The organism is Tepidibacter sp. Z1-5, from assembly GCF_037844525.1.
Lineage (GTDB): Bacteria > Bacillota > Clostridia > Peptostreptococcales > Peptostreptococcaceae > Tepidibacter_A.
The window spans coordinates 126,011-147,015 of sequence record NZ_JBBMMD010000035.1 but is presented as its reverse complement, the minus strand read 5'-3'; the positions used below and the strand labels follow the sequence as shown (position 1 = coordinate 147,015).

General features: G+C 31.2%; 18 protein-coding genes and 1 riboswitch. Of the genes, 16 read left to right on the top strand and 2 right to left on the bottom strand.

Annotated elements, in window-relative coordinates:
• Positions 1-179: 179 nt before the first annotated feature.
• From WJW32_RS08005 to WJW32_RS07935, 15 genes are all read left to right on the top strand, one after another.
• Positions 180-1,502 carry an alanine/glycine:cation symporter family protein gene (locus tag WJW32_RS08005; RefSeq protein WP_445330224.1) on the top strand — a complete coding sequence of 441 codons (1,323 nt, stop codon included), beginning with the start codon at positions 180-182 and terminating at the stop codon, positions 1,500-1,502.
• 216 nt (positions 1,503-1,718) lie between these two features.
• Positions 1,719-3,131 (top strand): RCC1-like domain-containing protein, encoded by a 1,413-nt coding sequence (locus WJW32_RS08000; protein WP_340257129.1) that lies wholly within the window; start codon positions 1,719-1,721, stop codon positions 3,129-3,131.
• Positions 3,132-3,357: 226 nt separating this feature from the next.
• Complete coding sequence (locus WJW32_RS07995) at positions 3,358-5,394, top strand: methyl-accepting chemotaxis protein (protein ID WP_340257127.1); 2,037 nt, start codon at positions 3,358-3,360, stop codon at positions 5,392-5,394.
• Between the two features lie 187 nt (positions 5,395-5,581).
• Positions 5,582-6,409, top strand: a complete 828-nt coding sequence (locus WJW32_RS07990; protein ID WP_340257125.1) for an Mrp/NBP35 family ATP-binding protein — start codon at positions 5,582-5,584, stop codon at positions 6,407-6,409.
• A gap of 12 nt (positions 6,410-6,421) precedes the next feature.
• Positions 6,422-6,787 carry a NifB/NifX family molybdenum-iron cluster-binding protein gene (locus WJW32_RS07985; protein WP_340257123.1) on the top strand — a complete coding sequence of 122 codons (366 nt, stop codon included), beginning with the start codon at positions 6,422-6,424 and terminating at the stop codon, positions 6,785-6,787.
• Positions 6,788-6,799: 12 nt separating this feature from the next.
• Positions 6,800-7,630, top strand: a complete 831-nt coding sequence (locus tag WJW32_RS07980; RefSeq protein WP_340257121.1) for a P-loop NTPase — start codon at positions 6,800-6,802, stop codon at positions 7,628-7,630.
• Positions 7,621-8,472: an ATP-binding protein gene (locus WJW32_RS07975; RefSeq protein ID WP_340257119.1), complete on the top strand. Its 852-nt coding sequence runs from the start codon at positions 7,621-7,623 to the stop codon at positions 8,470-8,472. The genes WJW32_RS07980 and WJW32_RS07975 overlap by 10 nt, the downstream gene beginning before the upstream one ends.
• 1 nt (position 8,473) lies before the next feature.
• Positions 8,474-8,830 (top strand): NifB/NifX family molybdenum-iron cluster-binding protein, encoded by a 357-nt coding sequence (locus WJW32_RS07970; protein ID WP_340257117.1) that lies wholly within the window; start codon positions 8,474-8,476, stop codon positions 8,828-8,830.
• 86 nt (positions 8,831-8,916) lie between these two features.
• Positions 8,917-9,354: a DUF134 domain-containing protein gene (locus tag WJW32_RS07965; protein ID WP_340257115.1), complete on the top strand. Its 438-nt coding sequence runs from the start codon at positions 8,917-8,919 to the stop codon at positions 9,352-9,354.
• Between the two features lie 67 nt (positions 9,355-9,421).
• Positions 9,422-9,525, top strand: a riboswitch (TPP riboswitch).
• Positions 9,526-9,634: 109 nt separating this feature from the next.
• The gene (gene thiD / locus WJW32_RS07960; RefSeq protein WP_340257113.1) at positions 9,635-10,456 is read left to right on the top strand and encodes a bifunctional hydroxymethylpyrimidine kinase/phosphomethylpyrimidine kinase; all 822 of its coding nucleotides are present in this window, start codon (positions 9,635-9,637) and stop codon (positions 10,454-10,456) included.
• Positions 10,456-11,238 (top strand): hydroxyethylthiazole kinase, encoded by a 783-nt coding sequence (gene thiM / locus WJW32_RS07955; protein ID WP_340257111.1) that lies wholly within the window; start codon positions 10,456-10,458, stop codon positions 11,236-11,238. Before thiD ends, thiM begins: the two co-directional genes overlap by 1 nt.
• A gap of 37 nt (positions 11,239-11,275) precedes the next feature.
• Positions 11,276-11,929, top strand: coding sequence for a thiamine phosphate synthase (gene thiE / locus WJW32_RS07950; protein ID WP_340257109.1), 654 nt, complete (start codon positions 11,276-11,278; stop codon positions 11,927-11,929).
• 183 nt (positions 11,930-12,112) lie between these two features.
• On the top strand, positions 12,113-12,916 hold the full coding sequence (locus tag WJW32_RS07945) for a hypothetical protein (RefSeq protein ID WP_340257107.1): 804 nt from the start codon (positions 12,113-12,115) through the stop codon (positions 12,914-12,916).
• A gap of 404 nt (positions 12,917-13,320) precedes the next feature.
• Positions 13,321-14,724 carry a Na+/H+ antiporter NhaC gene (nhaC, locus tag WJW32_RS07940; protein ID WP_340257106.1) on the top strand — a complete coding sequence of 468 codons (1,404 nt, stop codon included), beginning with the start codon at positions 13,321-13,323 and terminating at the stop codon, positions 14,722-14,724.
• A gap of 389 nt (positions 14,725-15,113) precedes the next feature.
• Entirely contained in the window at positions 15,114-16,736 is a 1,623-nt protein-coding gene (locus WJW32_RS07935) for a Na/Pi cotransporter family protein (protein WP_340257104.1), read from the top strand.
• A 128-nt stretch (positions 16,737-16,864) separates the two neighbouring features.
• On the opposite strand, the gene WJW32_RS07930 is transcribed toward WJW32_RS07935, so the two are convergent.
• Both WJW32_RS07930 and WJW32_RS07925 read right to left on the bottom strand, forming a co-directional pair.
• Complete coding sequence (locus WJW32_RS07930; protein ID WP_099188797.1) at positions 16,865-17,065, bottom strand: cold-shock protein; 201 nt, start codon at positions 17,063-17,065, stop codon at positions 16,865-16,867.
• A gap of 107 nt (positions 17,066-17,172) precedes the next feature.
• Complete coding sequence (locus WJW32_RS07925; RefSeq protein WP_340257101.1) at positions 17,173-17,607, bottom strand: DUF3783 domain-containing protein; 435 nt, start codon at positions 17,605-17,607, stop codon at positions 17,173-17,175.
• A 131-nt stretch (positions 17,608-17,738) separates the two neighbouring features.
• Here WJW32_RS07925 and WJW32_RS07920 point away from each other — a divergent pair, with 131 nt between their 5' ends.
• Positions 17,739-21,002: a S8 family serine peptidase gene (locus WJW32_RS07920; RefSeq protein WP_340257099.1), complete on the top strand. Its 3,264-nt coding sequence runs from the start codon at positions 17,739-17,741 to the stop codon at positions 21,000-21,002.
• Positions 21,003-21,005 lie beyond the last annotated feature (3 nt).

Genomic DNA, 21,005 nt, shown 5'->3' with positions numbered 1-21,005 from the left:
AAAAAATATCTTTTGGAATTTTCTAAATTTTTTGAAAATAAGCTTGCGTTCTATAAATTTTTCTAATATACTTATGTATAACTAAAGTGCACGTAGTTCTAATTTTAAAAGGAGGGATTTATGTGGAAGCCTTAAATAATTTTTTTACTCAACTAAGTGGTATTGTTTGGGGACCAATTATGCTTATCTTATTAGTGGGTACAGGTATTTTATTAACGTTTAGACTTGGATTTATTCAAATTACTCATCTTCCTTATGCTTTAAAACTAGCTTTTTCAAAACCTAAAGAGGAGGAAAATAAACCTAAAGAAGAAGGGGATATATCTCATTTTCAAGCTCTTATGACAGCTCTTGCTGCAACTATAGGTACTGGTAATATAGCGGGAGTTGCTACAGCTGTTTCAGCAGGTGGTCCTGGAGCTGTATTTTGGATGTGGGTTACAGCATTCTTTGGAATGGCTACAAAGTATGCAGAAGGTATGCTTGCTGTTAAGTACAGAATTATTGATGAAAATGGAGAAATGGCTGGAGGTCCTATGTACTATATTGAAAAAGGACTAAACGCTAAATGGTTAGGAGTTCTATTTGCATTCTTCGGTGGTGTTGCAGCTTTCGGTATAGGAAATATGGTACAAGCAAATTCTGTTGCTGAATCTATAAATGTTACTTTTGGAGTAAACCCAGTTATAACTGGTGTTGTTTTATCACTATTAACTGCTGTAGTTATACTTGGTGGAGTTAAGAGTATAGGTAAAGTTACTGGTCTTATAGTTCCTGTGATGGCAATATTTTATATAGCTGGTGCTGCATTAATATTAATTATAAATGTATCTGAAGTTCCTCATGCATTCTCTCTTATATTTAAATACGCATTTACTCCTGCAGCTGCAACTGGCGGATTTATGGGATCTGCTGTAAAATTAGCTATTCAAAAAGGTGTATCTCGTGGAGTATTTTCAAATGAATCAGGTCTTGGTTCTGCACCAATAGCTGCTGCTGCTGCTAAAAGTGATGTACCTGGACGTCAAGCACTAGTATCAATGACAGGTACATTTATAGATACTATAGTGGTTTGTACTATGACTGGACTTGTATTAATTTCAACAGGAGCTTGGACTAGTGGAGAAACTGGTGTTGCATTAACTACAAGAGCATTTAGTACTGGTCTTCCAGGAAATGCAGGAGGACTTATAGTTTCGATAGGAATTATATTCTTTGCTTACTCTACAATACTAGGTTGGAGTTATTATGGAGAAAAATGTATGCAGTACTTATTTGGTTCAAAAATTGTTAAACCTTATAGAATTGCTTGGATTATATTCGTTTTAGTTGGATCTGCTATTAAATTAGATCTTGTTTGGGCGATTTCAGATGTATTTAATGCACTTATGGCATTCCCTAACTTAATAGGACTTATAGGATTAAGTGGTGTGCTTGCAGCTGAAACGAAAGAATTTAATAAATTATTAGAAAAAGAAAAGAAACAAAGGCTACAATCATAGAAATAAAAAAATATAAAAAGCATTGAGGGAATATTTTAAATCCTTCAATGCTTTTTTCATTTGCACTAAATAAAGACCATGATGCAGAGTATATTTATAAATTTACTGCATATGTTTTTTTAGTTATGCAAAGTATTAATATTATTCTTCTTAACTATCTAAAGGGTTAGTGAATATACTAAAATAACAACAAAATAACTATTATCAGATTTATTCATGGAATTGGTTAATCTCAATACTTTAAATAATTTTGAGGTGGTGTTATATATGAGTAATCAGATTTGGGGTTGGCGCAATAACTACAATGGTGAATTACATGATAGCACTTTTAGAACTAATACGAATATACCAAAGGATTCTAGTGGCTTTTTAACTAATGTTATAGCTATCTCTGCTGGGAATCGTCATAGTTTAGCCCTTAAGGCTGATGGTACAGTTTGGGCTTGGGGCAGCAACTCTAATGGTCAATTGGGTGAAGATACTTTTGGAATTAATAAAAATATACCAATACAGGTTAGAGATTCTACTGATCCTACTGGTTTTCTGACAAATGTAATAGCTATTTGTGCTAGCTGGAGACATAGTTTAGCTCTTAAGATTGATGGAACAGTTTGGGCATGGGGAAATAACTACGATGGTCAATTAGGTGATGGCACTTCTGGAATTAATAAGAATACACCAGTACAGGTTAAGGATACTACTGATCCTACTGGTTTTCTTAGTAATGTAATAGCTATTTCTGCTGGTTGGTTTCATAGCTTAGCCATTAAGGCTGATGGTACAGTTTGGACTTGGGGTAATAATTCGAAAGGTCAATTAGGTGATGGTACTTCTGGAATTAACAAGAAAATACCAGTACAGGTCAAGGATAGTAATAATCCTACTGGTTTTTTTAATAATGCAATAGCTATTTTTGCTAGTTGGAGTCATAGTTTAGCCCTTAAGGCTGATGGTACAGTTTGGGCTTGGGGTAATAATTATGATGGACAATTGGGTGATGGTACTTCTGGAATTAATAAGAATATACCAGTACAGGTTAAGGATTCTACTGGTTTTATCAGTAATATTAGAGCTATTTCTGCTGGTTGGTTCCATAGTTTAGCTCTGAAAACTGATGGAAGAGTTTGGGCTTGGGGTGGAAACTCTAGTGGGCAATTGGGTGATGGTATTTTTGGAACTAATAAGAAAATACCAGTACAGGTTAAGGATACTACTAATTGTACTGGTTTTCTAAATAATGTAATATCTATTTCTGCAGGTTGGAGTCATAGTATAGCCCTTAAGACTGATGGTACGGTTTGGGCCTGGAGTAGGAATATTGAGGGACAATTGGGTGATGGTACTTCTGGAACTAACAAGAATATACCAGTACAGGTTAAGCATTCTACTAATTCTTTAGATTTTCTAACTAATGTAATAGCTATTTCTGCTGGTTGGAGTCATAGTTTGGCTCTTAAGACTGATGGAACCGTCTGGGCTTGGGGGAATAACTGCAATGGACAATTGGGTGATGGTACTTCTGGAACTAATAAAAATATTGCAGTACAGGTTAAAGATATTACTGATTCTTTTAACTTTATTACTAATGTTATGGATATTTCTGCTGGTGATCGTTATTTTAGACATTGATATTCTAACAACGCCAAGTGTTATCTTGGCGTTGTTAGAATTGTTATTTTATTAAGTTTAAATATAGTATTAATTTTAAAAAATTATATATTTACAATATATATGACTAAAATATTGAAAGTTACAGAATTCTGCAAAATATCAGACATTTTGCATTGAAAAATATTTTCTTTTTAAATATAATGAGAATTATACATTAAATAATTATAAAGAGGGAGGTATATAAATGATTGACAATATATTAACTAAATTCACATTTAAATGGAAAGTTATAAGTATTGTGTTAGTTTTATTTTTTATTTCTATTTCAATTCTTATGGTTACATCTATAAAAACAGTTAATGATAAGCTAGAAGATGAAATAACAAAGAGTGGTATGAATTTAGCTGAGCAGATAGAACATGAAATAGAGGGGATTAAAGAGATTGAAAAGGTATTAGAAAATACAATAGATAACAAAATTATAACTTCTTGTTCTATGATAAAGTATATAGATACTAATAATGTTTCTAATGAAAAGATAGTTCAACTAGTTTCTGATTTAGGTATATCGGAGATAAGTATTATAGGTCCAGATAGAATTATAGACTATTCTAATGTTCCTGCTAATATAGGTTGGGAATATCCTGTTGGACACGCTATGGACACTGTGTTTGATGGAAGCTCAGATTTTTATTTGGAGGAAGCAAGAGAGAATCCGCTAGATGGAAAACTTTATAAGTTTGGGGGCATTAGTTTAGGCAATGGGTATTTTGTACAGGCGGGTGTTTCTGTAGATATAATAGAAGAGTTCAAAAAAAATGTTAATATTCAAAATACACTTCTGGAATTAACTGAAGATGAAAATGTATTATATGCTGTACAAATTGATAAAACAGGTGTAGCAGTTGCTGGAACTAAAGAGTTAGTTGGTAAAGTATATGATGATGATGTAACAAAATCAGCAGCTATAAACGGAAAGGCGGCTTCAAATAAGTGGTTTGATAAAGACTTAAATATTTGGGCGTATGATGTACAGATTCCATTTTATGAAGATGGAAAACATGTTGGTTCTATTGATATAGGATTATCATTAGATTCTTTAACAAGTGCTAAAAATGATATTATCAGAACTTGTCTTATATTAGCAGTAGTTATAATTTTAGTAGTTGCTCTAATATTATATTTTGTAATTGGTTATTCTATCAAGCCATTAAAAATAACTTCTGGTCATATTCAAAAGATTGCAGAAGGAGATTTTACACAATCTATTGATTCGAATATATTAAAATATGATGATGAAATAGGATACATAGCTAACTCGGTTAAAATGATGCAGGAAGAATTAAAGAATCTTGTAGGTAATATTAAAAATAGCTCATATGAAATGGCGAACCATTCGGATAGTTTAGCTGAAATTACTAATCAATCTAATCAAGCTATGAGTGTTATTGCTCAGTCGGTTGAACAGATAGCATTAAGTTCATCAGAACAAGCAAAAGATGCTCAATCAGTTGCAACTAGTACAGAGGAATTGGGTGGGAAAATTAATATATGTACTGAGGTTATTAATGAAGCTGTATGTTTAACAAATGAAACGGATGAAATATGTAAAGAAGGTAGTATTATTATATCTGATTTATATGAAAAAACAGAAAACAGTAAAAAGAAGAATAGAGATGTTCAGAGTATTATTGAAGAAGTAAACATTGCAACTGGAAACGCAGAGAGTATTACAAATCTTATAACTCAGATTTCACAACAAACCAATTTATTAGCTCTTAATGCAAGTATAGAAGCAGCTCGAGCGGGAGAAGCAGGTAAAGGATTTACAGTAGTTGCAGAAGAAATTAGGAAATTAGCAGAAAATACAGGAAATGCAACAAAGGATATAAATGAAATAATAAACAACATACAAATGAAAGCAGTGAATGCTGTAAGTATAATGAATGAAGTAGATCATATGACAGAAAGTAATGATAAAGCTATTGATAATACAGGTAATGTATTTAAAAAAATTGAATATAAGTTACAGGAACTTGTATCAAAAATAATAGAAGTAAAACAGGTTAGTAATGATATTTCAAATAATAAAGAAATTATTATCGATTCTATACAAAATATCTCAGCAATAACAGAAGAAAATTCAGCAGGAACAGAAGAAGTTTCTGCTTCAACAGAAGAACAATTAGCTTCTATACAAGAGATAATGTCCTTAGCTCAGACATCAAATGAATTAGCTAGAGAACTTCAAAATAATGTAGAAAGATTTAAAGTTGAATAGTTAAATAAATATAAAAAGCTTGCGTTTTGAGACTTAAACAAGGTCTAAAATGCAGGTTTTTTTATTTATGTGAAATATAGATAAGAAATTTTCTGAATAAAAGTTATTGGCATTTGACAATAATATAAAATGAGGGTATACTGAAAGTGGCATATGCCAACAAAATAAAAACGAGGAGATGAAATACATGGGAGAATGCAATACTTGTCCAAGTGGTGAAACTTGCTCTAAAGATAAAGCTACATGTATGTTAGAATACAATTCATTAAGTAATGTAAAAAAAATTATAGGCGTTATGAGTGGAAAAGGTGGAGTAGGAAAATCTACAGTATCAGCACTTTTAGCTAAGCATTTGAGTGAGGAAGGATACAAGGTTGGTGTGCTTGATGCAGATATAACAGGTCCTAGTATTCCAAGACTTTTAGGCGTTAGTAAAGAAAAAGTTATGGTAACTGATAATGTAATGTATCCAGCTAAGACTAAAGATAATATAAGTGTAATGTCTCTTAATCTATTGATGGATGAGAGTCAACCTGTAATATGGAGAGGGCCTATGATTGCAGGAGTTGTAAAGCAGTTTTGGACAGATACATATTGGGCAGAACTAGATTATTTAATAATTGATATGCCACCAGGAACAGGAGATGTTGCGCTTACTGTTATGCAGACAATTCCTATTGACGGGGTTGTTATGGTTTCCATTCCTCAGGATATGGTTTCTATGATAGTGTCAAAGGCTGTAAGTATGGCAAAACAAATGAATATAAATATATATGGTGTAGTTGAAAATATGAGTTATATAAAATGTCCTGATTGCGATAAGAGAATAAAGTTATTTAGTGATGAGGAAACTGATAAGTTCTTAGAGGGTATGGATCTTGAACTTTTAGGAGAACTTCCTATGGTTAAAAGTGTAAGTGGACTTGAGAAAAATACTGATAAACGTCTAGATAAAGATGTTAAAGAGGTTATGGAAAATATAGCTAGTAAAATATTACAAAAGGCCACTAATTAAGGAGTGATTACTATGAATATAGCTGTATCATCTTTTGAAGAAAATAAAGACGCTTTATTAGATAAAAGATTTGGAAGATGCAATTACTTCCAAATATACAATGAAGCAAAAGAACAAATAAATGTTGTGAAAAATGAAGGGCAAATATCTGGATCAGGTGCAGGTGTATCAGCTGCACAACAGATTATAGATGAAAATATAGATGTTGTTATAACAGGAAATCTTGGTCCTAATGCATTTAAGATACTTCAAAAAGCAAACATAAAAGCTTATAAATGTGGTGAGGTTTCTGTTGAAGAAGCTTTAAGCATGTTAAACAAAGGAGAACTTGAACAAATTGAAGTAGCAGGTAAGGCTCATCATGGCATGAATGTGTAAGGAGGAGTTACTTTGAATATAGCTGTGCTTAGTGGAAAAGGTGGAACGGGAAAGACTACAGTTTCAACGAATATATCACTTGCATTAAATGCCAATTATATAGATTGTGATGTAGAAGAGCCCAATGGATTTTTATTTTTGCAACCTAATATAGAGAAAATAGATAGTGTTTCAGTAGAATATCCTGATATAAATTACGATAAGTGTATATCATGCGGAGAATGTGTAAAAAACTGTAATTTCAATGCTTTGGTAAATGTGAAGAATGAAATCATGGTGTTTGATAAGTTATGCCATTCATGTGGAGCATGTGAGATAGTATGTAAATCGGGGGCTATAAAATATAAGCTTAGAGAGATTGGAAAAATAGAATATGGTAAAAAATCAGATATAAAATGCACCAGAGGTATTTTAAATATAGGTGAGCCTATGGCAGTACCTATATTAAAAACGATTTTAAATAATATTGAAACTGATGTTAATATTATAGATTGTCCACCTGGAACATCTTGTAATGTAGTTAATTCATTAAAGTATGCAGATCTGGCAGTTTTAGTAACTGAGCCTACTGAATTTGGACTTCATGATCTTAAAATGGCCGTTGAGCTTGTCAGAATGTTTAATGTACCATTTGGAATAGTCATAAACAAAGACAATGAAGAAAATAATATAGTTAGAAAATATTGTGAATATGAAAATATAGATATAATAGGAAGCATACCTTATAGCAAGGATATTGCTAGGATATACTCAAAAGGAGACATTTTATACGATGATTTGAAGTACAAGAATATATTCGATGAAATATCCCAAAGTCTAAAGGGGGTGTTTTCATGGAATTAGTTGTACTAAGTGGTAAAGGTGGAACAGGAAAGACTACAATTGCAACTGCATTATGCGAATTAAATGAAAAAGTAGTTAGAGTAGATTGTGATGTGGATGCACCTAATTTATATCTTTATTACAATGGAGAAGATGTGGAAAAGAAAGATTTTTTTAAGGGAAAAAAAGCCACTATAGATAAATCTTCGTGTGTAGAGTGTTCAAAGTGTGAAGATATATGTAGGTTTGATGCGATAAAAAACTTCAATATAGACAAATTTTTATGTGAAGGATGTGGAGCTTGTACACATGTATGTGATTATAACTCTATAGAATTAGAGGATGAAAAAACTGCCCAAACATTTATAACAAAGCTAGATAATGGAATAATATCAAGAGCTAAGATGGAAATAGGAAGTGATGGGTCAGGACTACTTATTTCAGACATTAGGAAAAATGCCAAGAAATTTAATGAAAACAATGATTTGGTTATAATAGATGGGTCTCCAGGTATAGGATGTGCGGTAATATCTTCGATTACAGGAGCAGATCTGGCTCTAATTGTTACAGAACCTACAAAATCAGGACTAGAAGATTTGAAGAGAGTAGTATCTTTATGTGAACACTTTGGGATACTTACTATGGTATGTATAAACAAATACGATATAAATGAAGATATGAGTTTTAATATACAAGAATTTATAAAGACTAAGAATATACAATTGGTTGGAGAAATTCCATATGATGAAACTATAGTTAAATCTATAAATGAATTAAAACCAATAACATTGTATAAGGATAGTATAGCCAATGAAGCTATACAAACTATGTGGAGTAATATAAAAAAATTAGGAGGTATTTAAAATGAAGATAGCAGTTGCGAGTGACAATAAAATGGTTAGTGGACACTTTGGACACTGTGAGGGATTTAGTGTATATGAAGTAGCAGATAGTAAGATATTAAAAAATGAGTTTATACAAAATCCAGGACATAAACCAGGATATTTACCAGTATTTTTAAAGGAACACAATGTTGATGTTATAATAGCTGGGGGCATGGGAGGTACAGCTCAAGATTTATTCAGAGAAAATGATATAGAGGTTGTAGTTGGTGCAAGTGGTCTTGCAGATAAATCAGTAGAAAATTATATAAAGGGTAACTTAAAGTCAACTAATAGTGTATGTACAGAGCATGCACATGAAGGAAACTGTAACGGATAAAAATAAAAATCCCTGTATATACATTTTGAATAATTAAAAGGTAATGATATAATTAAAAATATTATACAGTACAGGGAGGTATAGATATGGCGAGACCTACAAAGGTTAGGACGGTAGAATTTTTTCCGGAAAATAATTATTTTGTTCCAGTTGGGAAACAAAAATGTGATATAGAGGAAGTTGAAATAAAGATAGAAGAGCTTGAAGCTATGAGACTTAAGGATATAGAGGGATTGAATCAAGAAGAATGTGCAAAAAAAATGCAAGTTTCTAGACAGACATTTCAAAATATAATAGACAGTGCCCGTAAAAAAGTAGCGGTATCATTGACAGAAGGAAAGGCTATAAGAATAAGCGGAGGACATTACACAACAAAGCATTGTAAGTTTAAATGTATGGATTGTGGGAATGAGTATAACATACAATATAGCCAAGATAAGGTTTCTTGTCCTTCTTGTGGACTAAACAAGGTTACTTGTAATAAAAAGGCTGGATTGTGTAAGCGATTATGTAAAGATAAATAATATATTTGCAAAATAATATATTTGATGTATAATTAAATCAGACTTTGGTAAATGTTTGAAAAATTAAATAGAAAGCTAGGGGTGCCTTTTGGCTGAGAGATAGAATTTATCTATTAACTCTTTAAACCTGATTTGGTTAGTACCAACGTAGGGAAGTTATAATTATATGGTTTTACTATATATATTAATTGTATTCGTTATGAATACAATTTTTTTTTTATAAAATTACTTATTTGTATAGATGAGTCCCCCTAGTTTTTTAATAAAAGGGGGACTTTTTTTGATTAATGTTAAAAATAATTATAGGATACCAGTACTTACAATAGCAGGATCTGATTCATCTGGAGGAGCTGGTATTCAAGCGGATTTAAAAACATTTAGTGCTCTTAAAACGTATGGAATGAGTGTTATAACTGCAATTACAGCTCAAAATACTAAAGGGGTATTCGCTGTAGAGGAGATTAGCAAAGAGATAATAAAAAAACAAATAGAAGCTATATTTGAAGATATTAATCCAAAGGCTTTGAAAATAGGAATGGTTTCAAGTCCTGAGATAATAAAAGAAATAGCAGACACATTAAGTAAATACGAAATTAATAATCTGGTAATAGATCCAGTTATGATTTCAAAGAGTGGATATTCTCTATTAAAACCAGAAGCTAAAAAAAATCTTATAAATTACTTAATACCAATGGCTTATATTATAACTCCCAACACAATGGAAGTTGAAGAGATAACGGGTGTACATATTCAAAACTTAGAAGATATGAAAAAGGCTGCTCAAAAGTTACTAGAGCTTGGACCTAAGTTTGTATTGGTTAAAGGTGGACACTTAGATGGTGATGCTGTTGATTTGTTGATGGGTGATGGTGTATGTGAATTATTTGAATCTAAAAGGCTTGATAGAAAGAATACTCATGGAACAGGATGTACACTATCATCAGCTATAGTTACTCAATTAGCTCATGGATATGATGTAAAGCAAGCTGTTAGAAATAGTAAAGAATATATAACAAAGGCTATAGAAAATAGTTTTGATATAGGGCATGGTATTGGGCCTGTTCATCATTTTTATGAATTTGATAAAGGAGGAAATCAATAGTGTATAAATTAATAAATAAAGTAAAAAAAATATCTCCATTAGTAGTCCATTACACTAATGAAGTTACTATAAATGATTGTGCAAATATAACTTTGGCAATAGGTGCAAGTCCTTTAATGAGTTATTCGCATGAAGAGTTAAAAGATGTAATAAACATTGCAAGTTCGGTTGTTATAAACATAGGAACTATGAATACTGCTCACGTAGATTTATTTGTAAAAGCAGCTAAATATGCAAATAAAGTTGGAAAAAAGCTTGTACTAGATCCAGTTGGAGTATTTGCATCAAAGCAAAGACAGGAACTTGTGAAAATTCTTTTAGGAGAGGTTAAGTTTGACGTTATCAAAGGTAATATGGCTGAGATTAAGTTTATAGGTGGTCAAGCTGTTAATGGTCAAGGCGTTGATTCTTATGAAGAATGTAATGATATAAATCAACTAAAACTAATTAGTAAAACGTTAAAGACAACATTGTCAATAACAGGAAAAACGGATGTTATAGTAGACTCTGATAAGGTTGTGAAAATATATAATGGAACACCTAAGTTAAAGAGTGTAACAGGAACAGGATGTATGATAAACAGTTTGATAGGAAGTTTTTTAGGGGTTAGTGATAATAGTATGGATGCTGCTATTATGGGAACATTATGTATGTCATTAGCAGGTGAGCTAGCAGATAAAGATGAGGTTGCAATTGGATCATTTAAAGTAAATCTATTTGATAATATATATAAACTAACTGAAGATAAAATACGAGATTTTGGAAAGGTTGAGACTATATGAAAATATCAGAGTATCTATTAAAAGAGGGGATAGAAATATGAAGGATTATGGTCTTTATATAGTAACTGATAGCAATATATTAGATGGAAGAGATTTTTATGAATGTATAGAAGATGCATTGAGAGGCGGAGTTAAGACGATTCAGCTTAGAGAAAAGTATGCAACTGGAGCTGAGTTTTTACAAAAAGCAATTAAGTTGAGAAAGCTGACTAAAAAGTATAATGCTATGTTTATTGTAAATGATAGAGTTGATATTGCTATGATATCAAATGCCGATGGAATTCATGTAGGTCAAAGTGATATACCTGTTTCTTATGTGAAATCTATAGTGGGTAATGATATGGTAGTAGGAGTATCAGTATCCAATGTTGAAGAAGCTAAGACAGCCAAATTAAACGGAGCAGATTATATTGGAGTTGGAGCAATGTTTAATACAACTACCAAGTCTGATGCTAAAAGTGTTAGTATAGAAGAACTTAAAAATATAAGAAAAAAAGTTGGTATTCCGATTGTGGTTATTGGAGGCATTCAATTAGATAACATAGCTTCTCTAATTGCTTGTGATGTTCAAGGATATGCAGTTATATCTGCTATACTAGGAAAAGATAATATACACGATGAATGCATAAAGTGGATACATAAAATAAAAACTCCATCAACAGGGGGGAGGTCGTTGATGGAGTTAATCTAGGAATTAATGAAAATGCATTAATACCACAGTAGATTAGTTATATTATTTACATTTAAAAACCTTTTATACAGATTTTATTAAAAAATGTATAAAAGGTTTAAATTATTGTAACAAAACTGTGACAAAACTTCTTTAGAATAAAGCTAAGAAATCAAATCTATGAATTTGAAAGGAGAAATGAAAATGAAAACAAGTTCAAGAACAAGAAAATTACTTAGTGGAGTTTTAATAGGAGGAACATTATTATCATCTGTTGCTGGAGTGGCTTTTGCAAATGAGCTGAATAGTTTAAATACTACAAGTAAAGCACCTTTTAATAATCAAATGAATAAAGGCATGGGTTTTAGAGATTGTAACTTTAAACAAAATAGAAATAGCGTCAATAAAGATATGGATACTTTGGTTGAAAAAGGAATTATGACTCAAGAAGAAGCAGATAAATTAAATGATTTTCGTGAACAAAAAAGAGAGCAAATGCAAGAAGCTACTAAGGATATGACAAGACAAGAAAAATTTGAATATATGAAGGAAAATAAAATTAAAGATAGAGGAATTTCACAATTAGTTAAAGAGGGAGTTTTAACTCAAGAAAGAGCTGATGAAATACAAGATAAGATGCATCAAATGAAGGTGGATTTAAATAAAGAAAAGCATGAAGATAGAGTAAATAAACTAGTAGAAGATGGTATAATAACTCAAGATGAAGCTGATAAATGGATAAAGTTTAGTGCTGAAAAAGCAGAAGAAAGACAATTAGAAATGGGAAAAATTAAAGATATGACACCAGAAGAAAGAAAAGCATATTTTACAGAAAATCATAAACAAAGGGGAGAAGGCTTAACAGATATTGTAGAGGCTGGAATAATATCTCAAGATACAGCAGATAGAATAAAGGAAACTCATAGAAATAATCAAAGTGGAAATAAACAAGGCAATGGACAAAGACAAGGGCAAAGAAAAGGAAACGGAATGAAGCAAAACTTTTAATTAATAAAAAAAGACTTTCATATTAAAATGGTACCTATAGATAAGACACTTAAAAAAAGTCCTTATTCTATAGGTATTTTTTTATTTCAAACTATGATTTATTTTAAAATAAAGAAAATTAAAAGTAAAAACTAAACTCAGGTACTGAAGTAAAAATTTTAAGAAGTCAGAAAAGATGTCGGATATTGACAAAAATTTATTAAACATGTATAATGGATGAAAAGATTGTATAAAAAACTTATAATAAGAGGGTGTTTAATTAAAAAATATTATAAAAATGAATTTGAGTAATTAATAAAATAATATGAATCAAATTAAAAGTCTCATTTATTTTATGATATGTGAATGAGCAAAAAAAGAAAACTTAATAGACAGAATATTACGTGAAAAATTAGGGGGTTTTTATGAGTGAAAAAAAACGTATAACGTTAGGAGTATCACTTATACCGATAATTTCATTGGTATTATTTTTAGCAGTAGCAGTATTTAAATTTGAGGCATCTCCACACATACCGTTAATAGCGGCATCTGCTGTTGCTGGTATTGTTGCAACTTATATAGGTTATACTTGGAAAGAAATAGAAAATGGAATGTTAAAAAGTATAAATATGGGAATGCAAGCCATATTAATACTTATGATAATAGGAACTATTATAGGTACTTGGATATTAAGTGGTGTTGTTCCAACAATGATATATTATGGACTTCAGATATTATCACCATCTGTATTCTTAGTTGCAACTGCTATAATATGTGCAGTGGTAGCACTTTCAACTGGATCTTCTTGGACTACTGTTGGTACTGTAGGTATAGCACTTGTTGGTGTTGGTAAAGGACTTGGAATGCCAGAGCCTATGATTGCAGGAGCTATAATATCTGGTGCTTACTTTGGAGATAAAATGTCTCCTTTATCAGATACAACTAATTTAGCACCTGCAATGTCTGGAGCTACGTTATTTGATCACGTAAGACATATGATATATACAACAGGGCCTTCGTTTTTAATGGCACTTGTACTTTATGGAATACTTGGTATTAAGTATTCTGGAGGCGATGTTGATTCTGAGAGTATTAATTTAATACTTAATACTTTAAACAATCAGTTTAATATAAACTTTATGTTATTAGTACCACCGCTTTTAGTTATAGCCCTTGTTGTATTCAAGGTTCCAGCGATACCTGGACTTATATGTGGAACTATAATAGGAGGTATATTTGCGGTTGCATTTCAAGGGGCAGGTCTTGAATCTATTTTAGTAGCGGCTCAAAGTGGATTTGTATCCAATACTGGAGTTGATGTTGTAGATCAGCTATTGAGTAGAGGTGGACTTGATAGTATGATGGGAACAGTATCATTAATATTATGTGCACTTAGTTTTGGTGGTATATTAGAAAGTACAGGTATGCTTGAATGTATGGCAGCTAGTATATTAAAACTAGCAAAAGGTACAGGTTCATTAATACTTGTTACTGTATTATCTTGTATATTCACTAACTTAGTTACTGGAGATCAATATTTATCTATAGTTGTTCCTGGTAGAATGTATAAGGATGCATATAGAAAAAGAGGATTACATCCTAAAAATCTATCTAGAACGCTTGAGGATTCAGGAACTCTAACATCTGCATTGATTCCATGGAATACATGTGGAGCTTACATGTCAACAACACTTGGAGTTCATCCGTTTGCTTATATGCAATTTGCATTTTTAAATTTAATTAATCCTATAGTGGCTATAGTATATGGATACTTAGGAATTACAATAGAATATGTAGATGAGGAATTCTTCGAAGAAGAAATAGCATAGATAAAACCAAACTTAATTCAAATGGAGTTTTTACTCCGGCTGAATTTTTAGCTGAGCCAATCCAGAAACTGTAGAGTTCTTATCTTTCGGATAAAACACCTATAAACGATTTTGTTTATAGGTGTTTTTATTTGTGTTATATAAGTAGCATATTTTATAATAAAATTCAAATACTATTAAAATGATAAAAATATATATTTTATATATTTTTAACCTATTATTAACTATTATAGACTTTTATTTAATATATTCATAATTTTTTTAACTCTTTCTTAACTTATATTTAACTCAAACTTAACAATACTAATATTTTATTTTGGTAAGATTAAGAAGGTCGTAATTTTATAAAATTATTAAAAATTCTGATTACACAATTGAGGAGGAAGAATATGGCTGTAGAAATAGCATTCGGGATAATTGGAGGTCTTGGATTATTTTTATATGGAATGAATCTAATGGCTGCAGGACTTCAAAAAGCAGCAGGAGAAAAATTAAAAAAGATAATAGAAATGTTAACCAAGAATAGATTTATGGCTGTTTTAGTTGGAACATTTGTTACTGCTGTTATACAAAGTAGTAGTGCGACGACTGTTATGGTAGTTGGATTTGTTAATGCTGGAATAATGCAATTAACTCAAGCTATAGGAGTTATAATGGGAGCCAATATCGGTACTACAGTTACAGCTCAGCTTGTATCTTTTGAATTAACAGAGATAGCACCAGTTGCTGTTGGAATTGGGATGATAATATATTTATTTTCATCTAATGAACGAAATAAGAAATTTGCAGAGATATTAATAGGTTTTGGTATATTATTTATAGGTATGGATTTTATGAAGGAAGCTGTTAAGCCTTTAAGAGAGGTTGAGGCGTTTACTGATGCATTAGTAAACTTTGGGCACAACCCTTTTCTTGGAATATTAATGGGATTTGGACTTACTGTAATAGTTCAGAGTAGTAGTGCTTCTATGGGTATACTTTTAGCTCTTGCATCTGAAGGTTTAATGCCATTATCATCAGCACTTCCTATCTTATATGGAGAGAACATAGGAACTTGTGTTACTGCTCTTTTATCGAGTATAGGAGCTAGTAAGAATGCAAAAAGAGCAGCTATCATGCATTTAACATTCAATGTAATAGGTACTACTATATTTGCTTTTATTTTAAGTACTCCTATAACTGCACTTGTAACAAAATTAGATCCTACTGATGTTACAAGACAAATAGCTAATGCTCATACTCTATTCAATATTATAAATGTTATAATACAATTCCCGTTCGCAATGTTCATAGTAAAAATTGCTATGACTATAATACCGGAAAAAGAAGATGAAAGAGAATATAAGATTACTAAATATATAGATGATAGAATTCTTGAAACTCCATCAATAGCTCTTTCGAATTCTGTAAGAGAGACTTTGAGAATGGGTAAGAAGGCTAGAAAATCATTGGAATGCTCTATGAATGCATTCTTAAGTAAATCTAGAAAAGATGCAGATGCAACATTTGAAAAAGAAAGAAAAATAAATGAGTTACAAAAAATTCTTACAGAATACTTAATGAAACTATCGAATAAAGATGTATCTGTAAAACATAGAGAAATAATAGATGCGTTGTTCCACACTATAGGAGACATAGAAAGAGTTGGAGATCATGCTGACAATATAGCTGAGCTTGCAGTAGAAGTTATAGAAAAAGACATATCTTTTTCTGATAGTGCTATAGAAGATTTGAAGATTATGTTTGAAAAGGTTATGTTGGCATATAAGACATCACTTGATTCTATGAAAAATGCAGACATTAGTTTGGCTTTAAGTGTATTAAAGATAGAAGAAGAAATAGATGAGATGGAAAAAGCATATAGAAAGAATCATATATATAGATTAAATAACAATAAATGCAATATAGAATCAGGAATAGTTTTCTTGGAATTAATAAGTAATATGGAGAGAATAGGAGATCATGCTTCTAACATAGCTAAATATGTTATTGATGCAAACCCGAATAGTTAAATGAAAAAGCCAGCTTAGAATTTTCTAAGTTGGCTTTTTTATTAAAAAAAACTACAAAAAAAAGAAAAAACCTAGAATAATCTAGGTTTTCCTTGAAATAAATATATATTAAAATATATAATTATTTATTATACTCTACTTACGTTAGCAGCTTGAGGTCCTTTAGGTCCATCAGTTACTTCGAATTCAACTTTTTGTCCTTCTTCTAAAGTTTTGAATCCATCAGTTTGGATTGCTGAGAAATGTACGAATACGTCTTCTCCACCATCTACTGTTATGAAACCAAATCCTTTTTCGCTATTGAACCATTTAACTATTCCTGTTTTCATTTAAAAATCCTCCAAAAAAATTATTCTGTAACTCCGTTACTCATATTCTGTAACTATATTACTTATATAGAGTAACACGTATACTTAGTATTGTCAAACTTTATATTTCATATACTTGTATTTATTTTTTTATTTTTCATAATAGTATGTTCCTGATAGACATCTTTTATTAAATCCTTTAGAAACCATGATTTATTAGTTTTCGTTAGTAATGCTACTAGAGGTTTGGGGAAATTGTTTTCTTTTATAAAATTAAAGAAATTCATAATTTCTTTATGAGAAAAACCACTTAAAAGTATAAAAGGTATATTTGGAAAATCTTCATTTGAAGTATTGCTTTCAGTTATGTTGTTTGAATTAATTATATCATACACTTTTTGACTCAAATTCGATTTGTTTAAAAATACAAAATTATTTTCACCTATATTTTTGAATAAACTTTCAAACTTAATCATATCTTGATTAGAATAGCCAAATATTAAAATTTTATGTGGATTGTTAGGTTTTTCATTATTTTTATCATCTATTTTATTAAAACTCATTTTTTAACACTCCTTTATACATATCTTATTTATATTTATATCCTAAAAAAAGATATTTAAAAGCTTGTTTTTGATTTTTAAACATACAATTATAATATAGGCTTTAATTCTCATGATAAGGAGGGAATAGATTGGATTTTGAGGTTATAGTTAAATATCATGGTGATTTATTAAAAATAGAAGAAGAATTAGATGCAGATGTTGAGCTTTTGAATGAAAGGTTTGCAATAATTACTTTAAAAGAAGAGGATATACTTAAATTACTAGATTATGAAGAGATAGAATATATAGAGAGACCTTTTGTTTTAGGACCGAGCTTGACAAGTTCTGAAGCAAGTGGAATAGATTCTTTCAAAAGTATGACAGGTCTTACTGGCGATGGGGTTATAATAGGAATTATAGATTCTGGAATAGATTATAGACATCCGTATTTTATTAATGAAGATTCTACATCAAAGATAATAAGCATATGGGATCAAACAGGAGATGGTAATCCCCCTAATGGATTTAAAGAGGGATATGTTTATACTAATGAAGATATTAATAAAGCACTTGAGGGAGGCGAAAGTATTCCTTTTATGGATCAGGTAGGTCATGGAACACATGTAGCAGGAATAGCATCTTCTATAGCTCCAGATTCCGATATAATAGCTGTTAAGGTGGGTAGTAAAGGAATAGAGTCGTTTGCTAGAACGACAGAGTTTATGAGGGCTGTAAAGTATATAATAGATGAAGCGGAAAAATTGAGTAGACCTGTGGTTATAAATATAAGTTATGGAACTAATGAAGGACCTCATGATGGAACTTCTTTATTTGAAGAGTATCTAGATGATATGTCACAAAGATGGAAAACATCTATTGTTGTTGCAGCTGGAAATGAAGGTGATAAGGGACATCATAAGTATGTAAAGCTTGAAGAAGATGTATCAAAGCCAATTGAATTTTCTGTAGGACCTGGGGAAAGGGAACTTGATATTGCTATATGGAAAAAGTTTGCGGATGATTTCACCTTTAAAGTCGTAAATCCATCTGGGGAATCGAGTCCAAATATTGGAGATAACTCGGGAGAAATAAACGCTATGTTAGGAAATACTAAGATGAGATCTTTTTTTGTTTCACCAACTCCGTATACATTAAGAGAACAGGCTAGGATTAATTTAAAAGGGAATCCATATATTCAAGAGGGGATATGGAAGATAATAATCGATGCTAGTGAAGTTGTAGAAGGGGATGTGGATTTATACTTGCCTATATCAGAAAAATTAAGTGAAAATACCAAGTTTTTAGACCCAAGCTTAGAGCTCACAATAACAACTCCAGCGACAGCGCAAAGAGTTATATCTGTTGGAAGCTATGATTATAAGACAGATACAACTTCATCTTTCTCGGGAAGAGGTGATGTATCGAGGAATGCAGTTAAACCCGATATAGTAGCTCCTGGAGAGGATATAGTATCTAGTTTTCCAGGAGGAGGATTAGCTTCTCTTTCAGGAACTAGTATGGCAGCTCCCCAAGTAGCTGGAAGCATAGCACTTTTAATGGAGTGGGGCATAGTTGATGGAAATGATCCTTTTTTATATGCTGATAGAATTAAAGCTTTAATATTAAAGAATGCTACAAGAGATAAGAGTTTTTTAGAATATCCAGATGAAATTTGGGGGTATGGTGAATTGAATTTAAGAAATATTACTACACAAAGTCGTAGAAACTTATATAGTGAGGAGAATACTGATTTGAAGGAATATGTAGTAGAATATCAAGGAGATATAACAGCGGAACTAAATAAAATGGGAATAAATAAGATTCAAAAGCTAAATGATAGATATGCAGTAATATATGTTCCTGATTATTTTAATGCAGAAATATTGGTAGAAACAATAGATAATATAGTTGCTATAAGAAGACCTATGAGAATGGTACCTCTTATAGATACTAGTGTAGAAGAAATTGGAGCTAAATTTTTTCATAACCATCCATATATTCCTCAAACAGGAAGAGGTGTTTTGGTAGCTATAATTGATTCAGGGATAGATTATTCTCATCCTGACTTTATATATGAAGATGATACTTCTAAGATAGTAAGCATATGGGATCAAAATTTAGAAGGAAATCCACCAGAAGGATTTGTATTTGGAAAAGAATACACAAGAGAAGATATAAATGAAGCAATTCAATCTGGAGAAAAATTAGAAACTGAAGATGAAACTGGCCATGGAACATTAGTAGCAGGAATAATAGGGGGAAGAGGAAGCGCAGACGAAAAATATGTAGGGGTTGCTCCTGATAGTGAATTTGTAGTTGTAAAATTAGAAGATCATGGTGGTTATTATAATTCTTCAGATTTAATGCTTGGAATAAAATATGCATATGAAAAGTCATTAGAACGGGGGATGCCTTTAGTTATAAATGTATCTGTAGGATCGAATGAAGGAAGTCATGATGGTAAAACTATGATAGAAAATTATATATATGAATTAAGTAGAAATAGAGGAATAGTAGCTGTTGCAGCTGCAGGAAATGAAGCAGATACTAAAACTCATTATAGTGGTAAGTTTAATAATACTGGAGAAATTCAAGAAGTAGAGCTTAAAGTTGGAGAAAATCAAGATGATTTAGAAGTTTACTTTTGGGGTAGAAAGCCTGATAGAGTATCTGTAGGGTTGGTTTCTCCAACTGGGGATGCTATTGATAAAATACCAGCTAAATTAAGCGAAACAGAACTTGTAAAATTTACAATGGAAGGTGCAGAAACTAATATTACTTATAAATTTCCAGATGAGCTTACTGGAGATGAGTTTATAGGTATTTCTTTTAAAAATATAAAACCAGGGAACTGGATTATAAAATTATATGGAGATTATATTGTAGATGGAAGATACGACATGTACTTACCTAATAAAGAATTACTTGCAAAAGGAACTGAATTCTTAAAGGCAGACCCTTATGGAACTATAGTTACTCCAGGTACAGCAGAAGCTGGAATAACTGTGGGAGCTTATAATCATAAAGATAATAGTCTATATAGAGCTTCTTCAAGAGGTCCAACTAGAGATGATAGAATAAAACCAGATTTAGTAGCTCCAGGAGTTAATATAATCTCTACTACTCCAGGTGGGGGATATGGAACTATTACAGGAACAAGTGCTTCAGGTGCTCATGCAGCAGGTGCTGTAGCATTGCTGTTACAGTGGGGAATTGTAGAAGGAAATGATACAAGATTGTATACTCCAAAGGTTAAAACTTATCTAATAAGAGGAGCTAATATGAGAGAAGGGGATGAATATCCTAATATATCTTGGGGATATGGTTCACTTAATTTACGACGTGCTTTTGAAAAAATAAGATCTGCATTTAACTGGAGATATTCATCACAAGTTAAAAAAGATAATATATAAAGA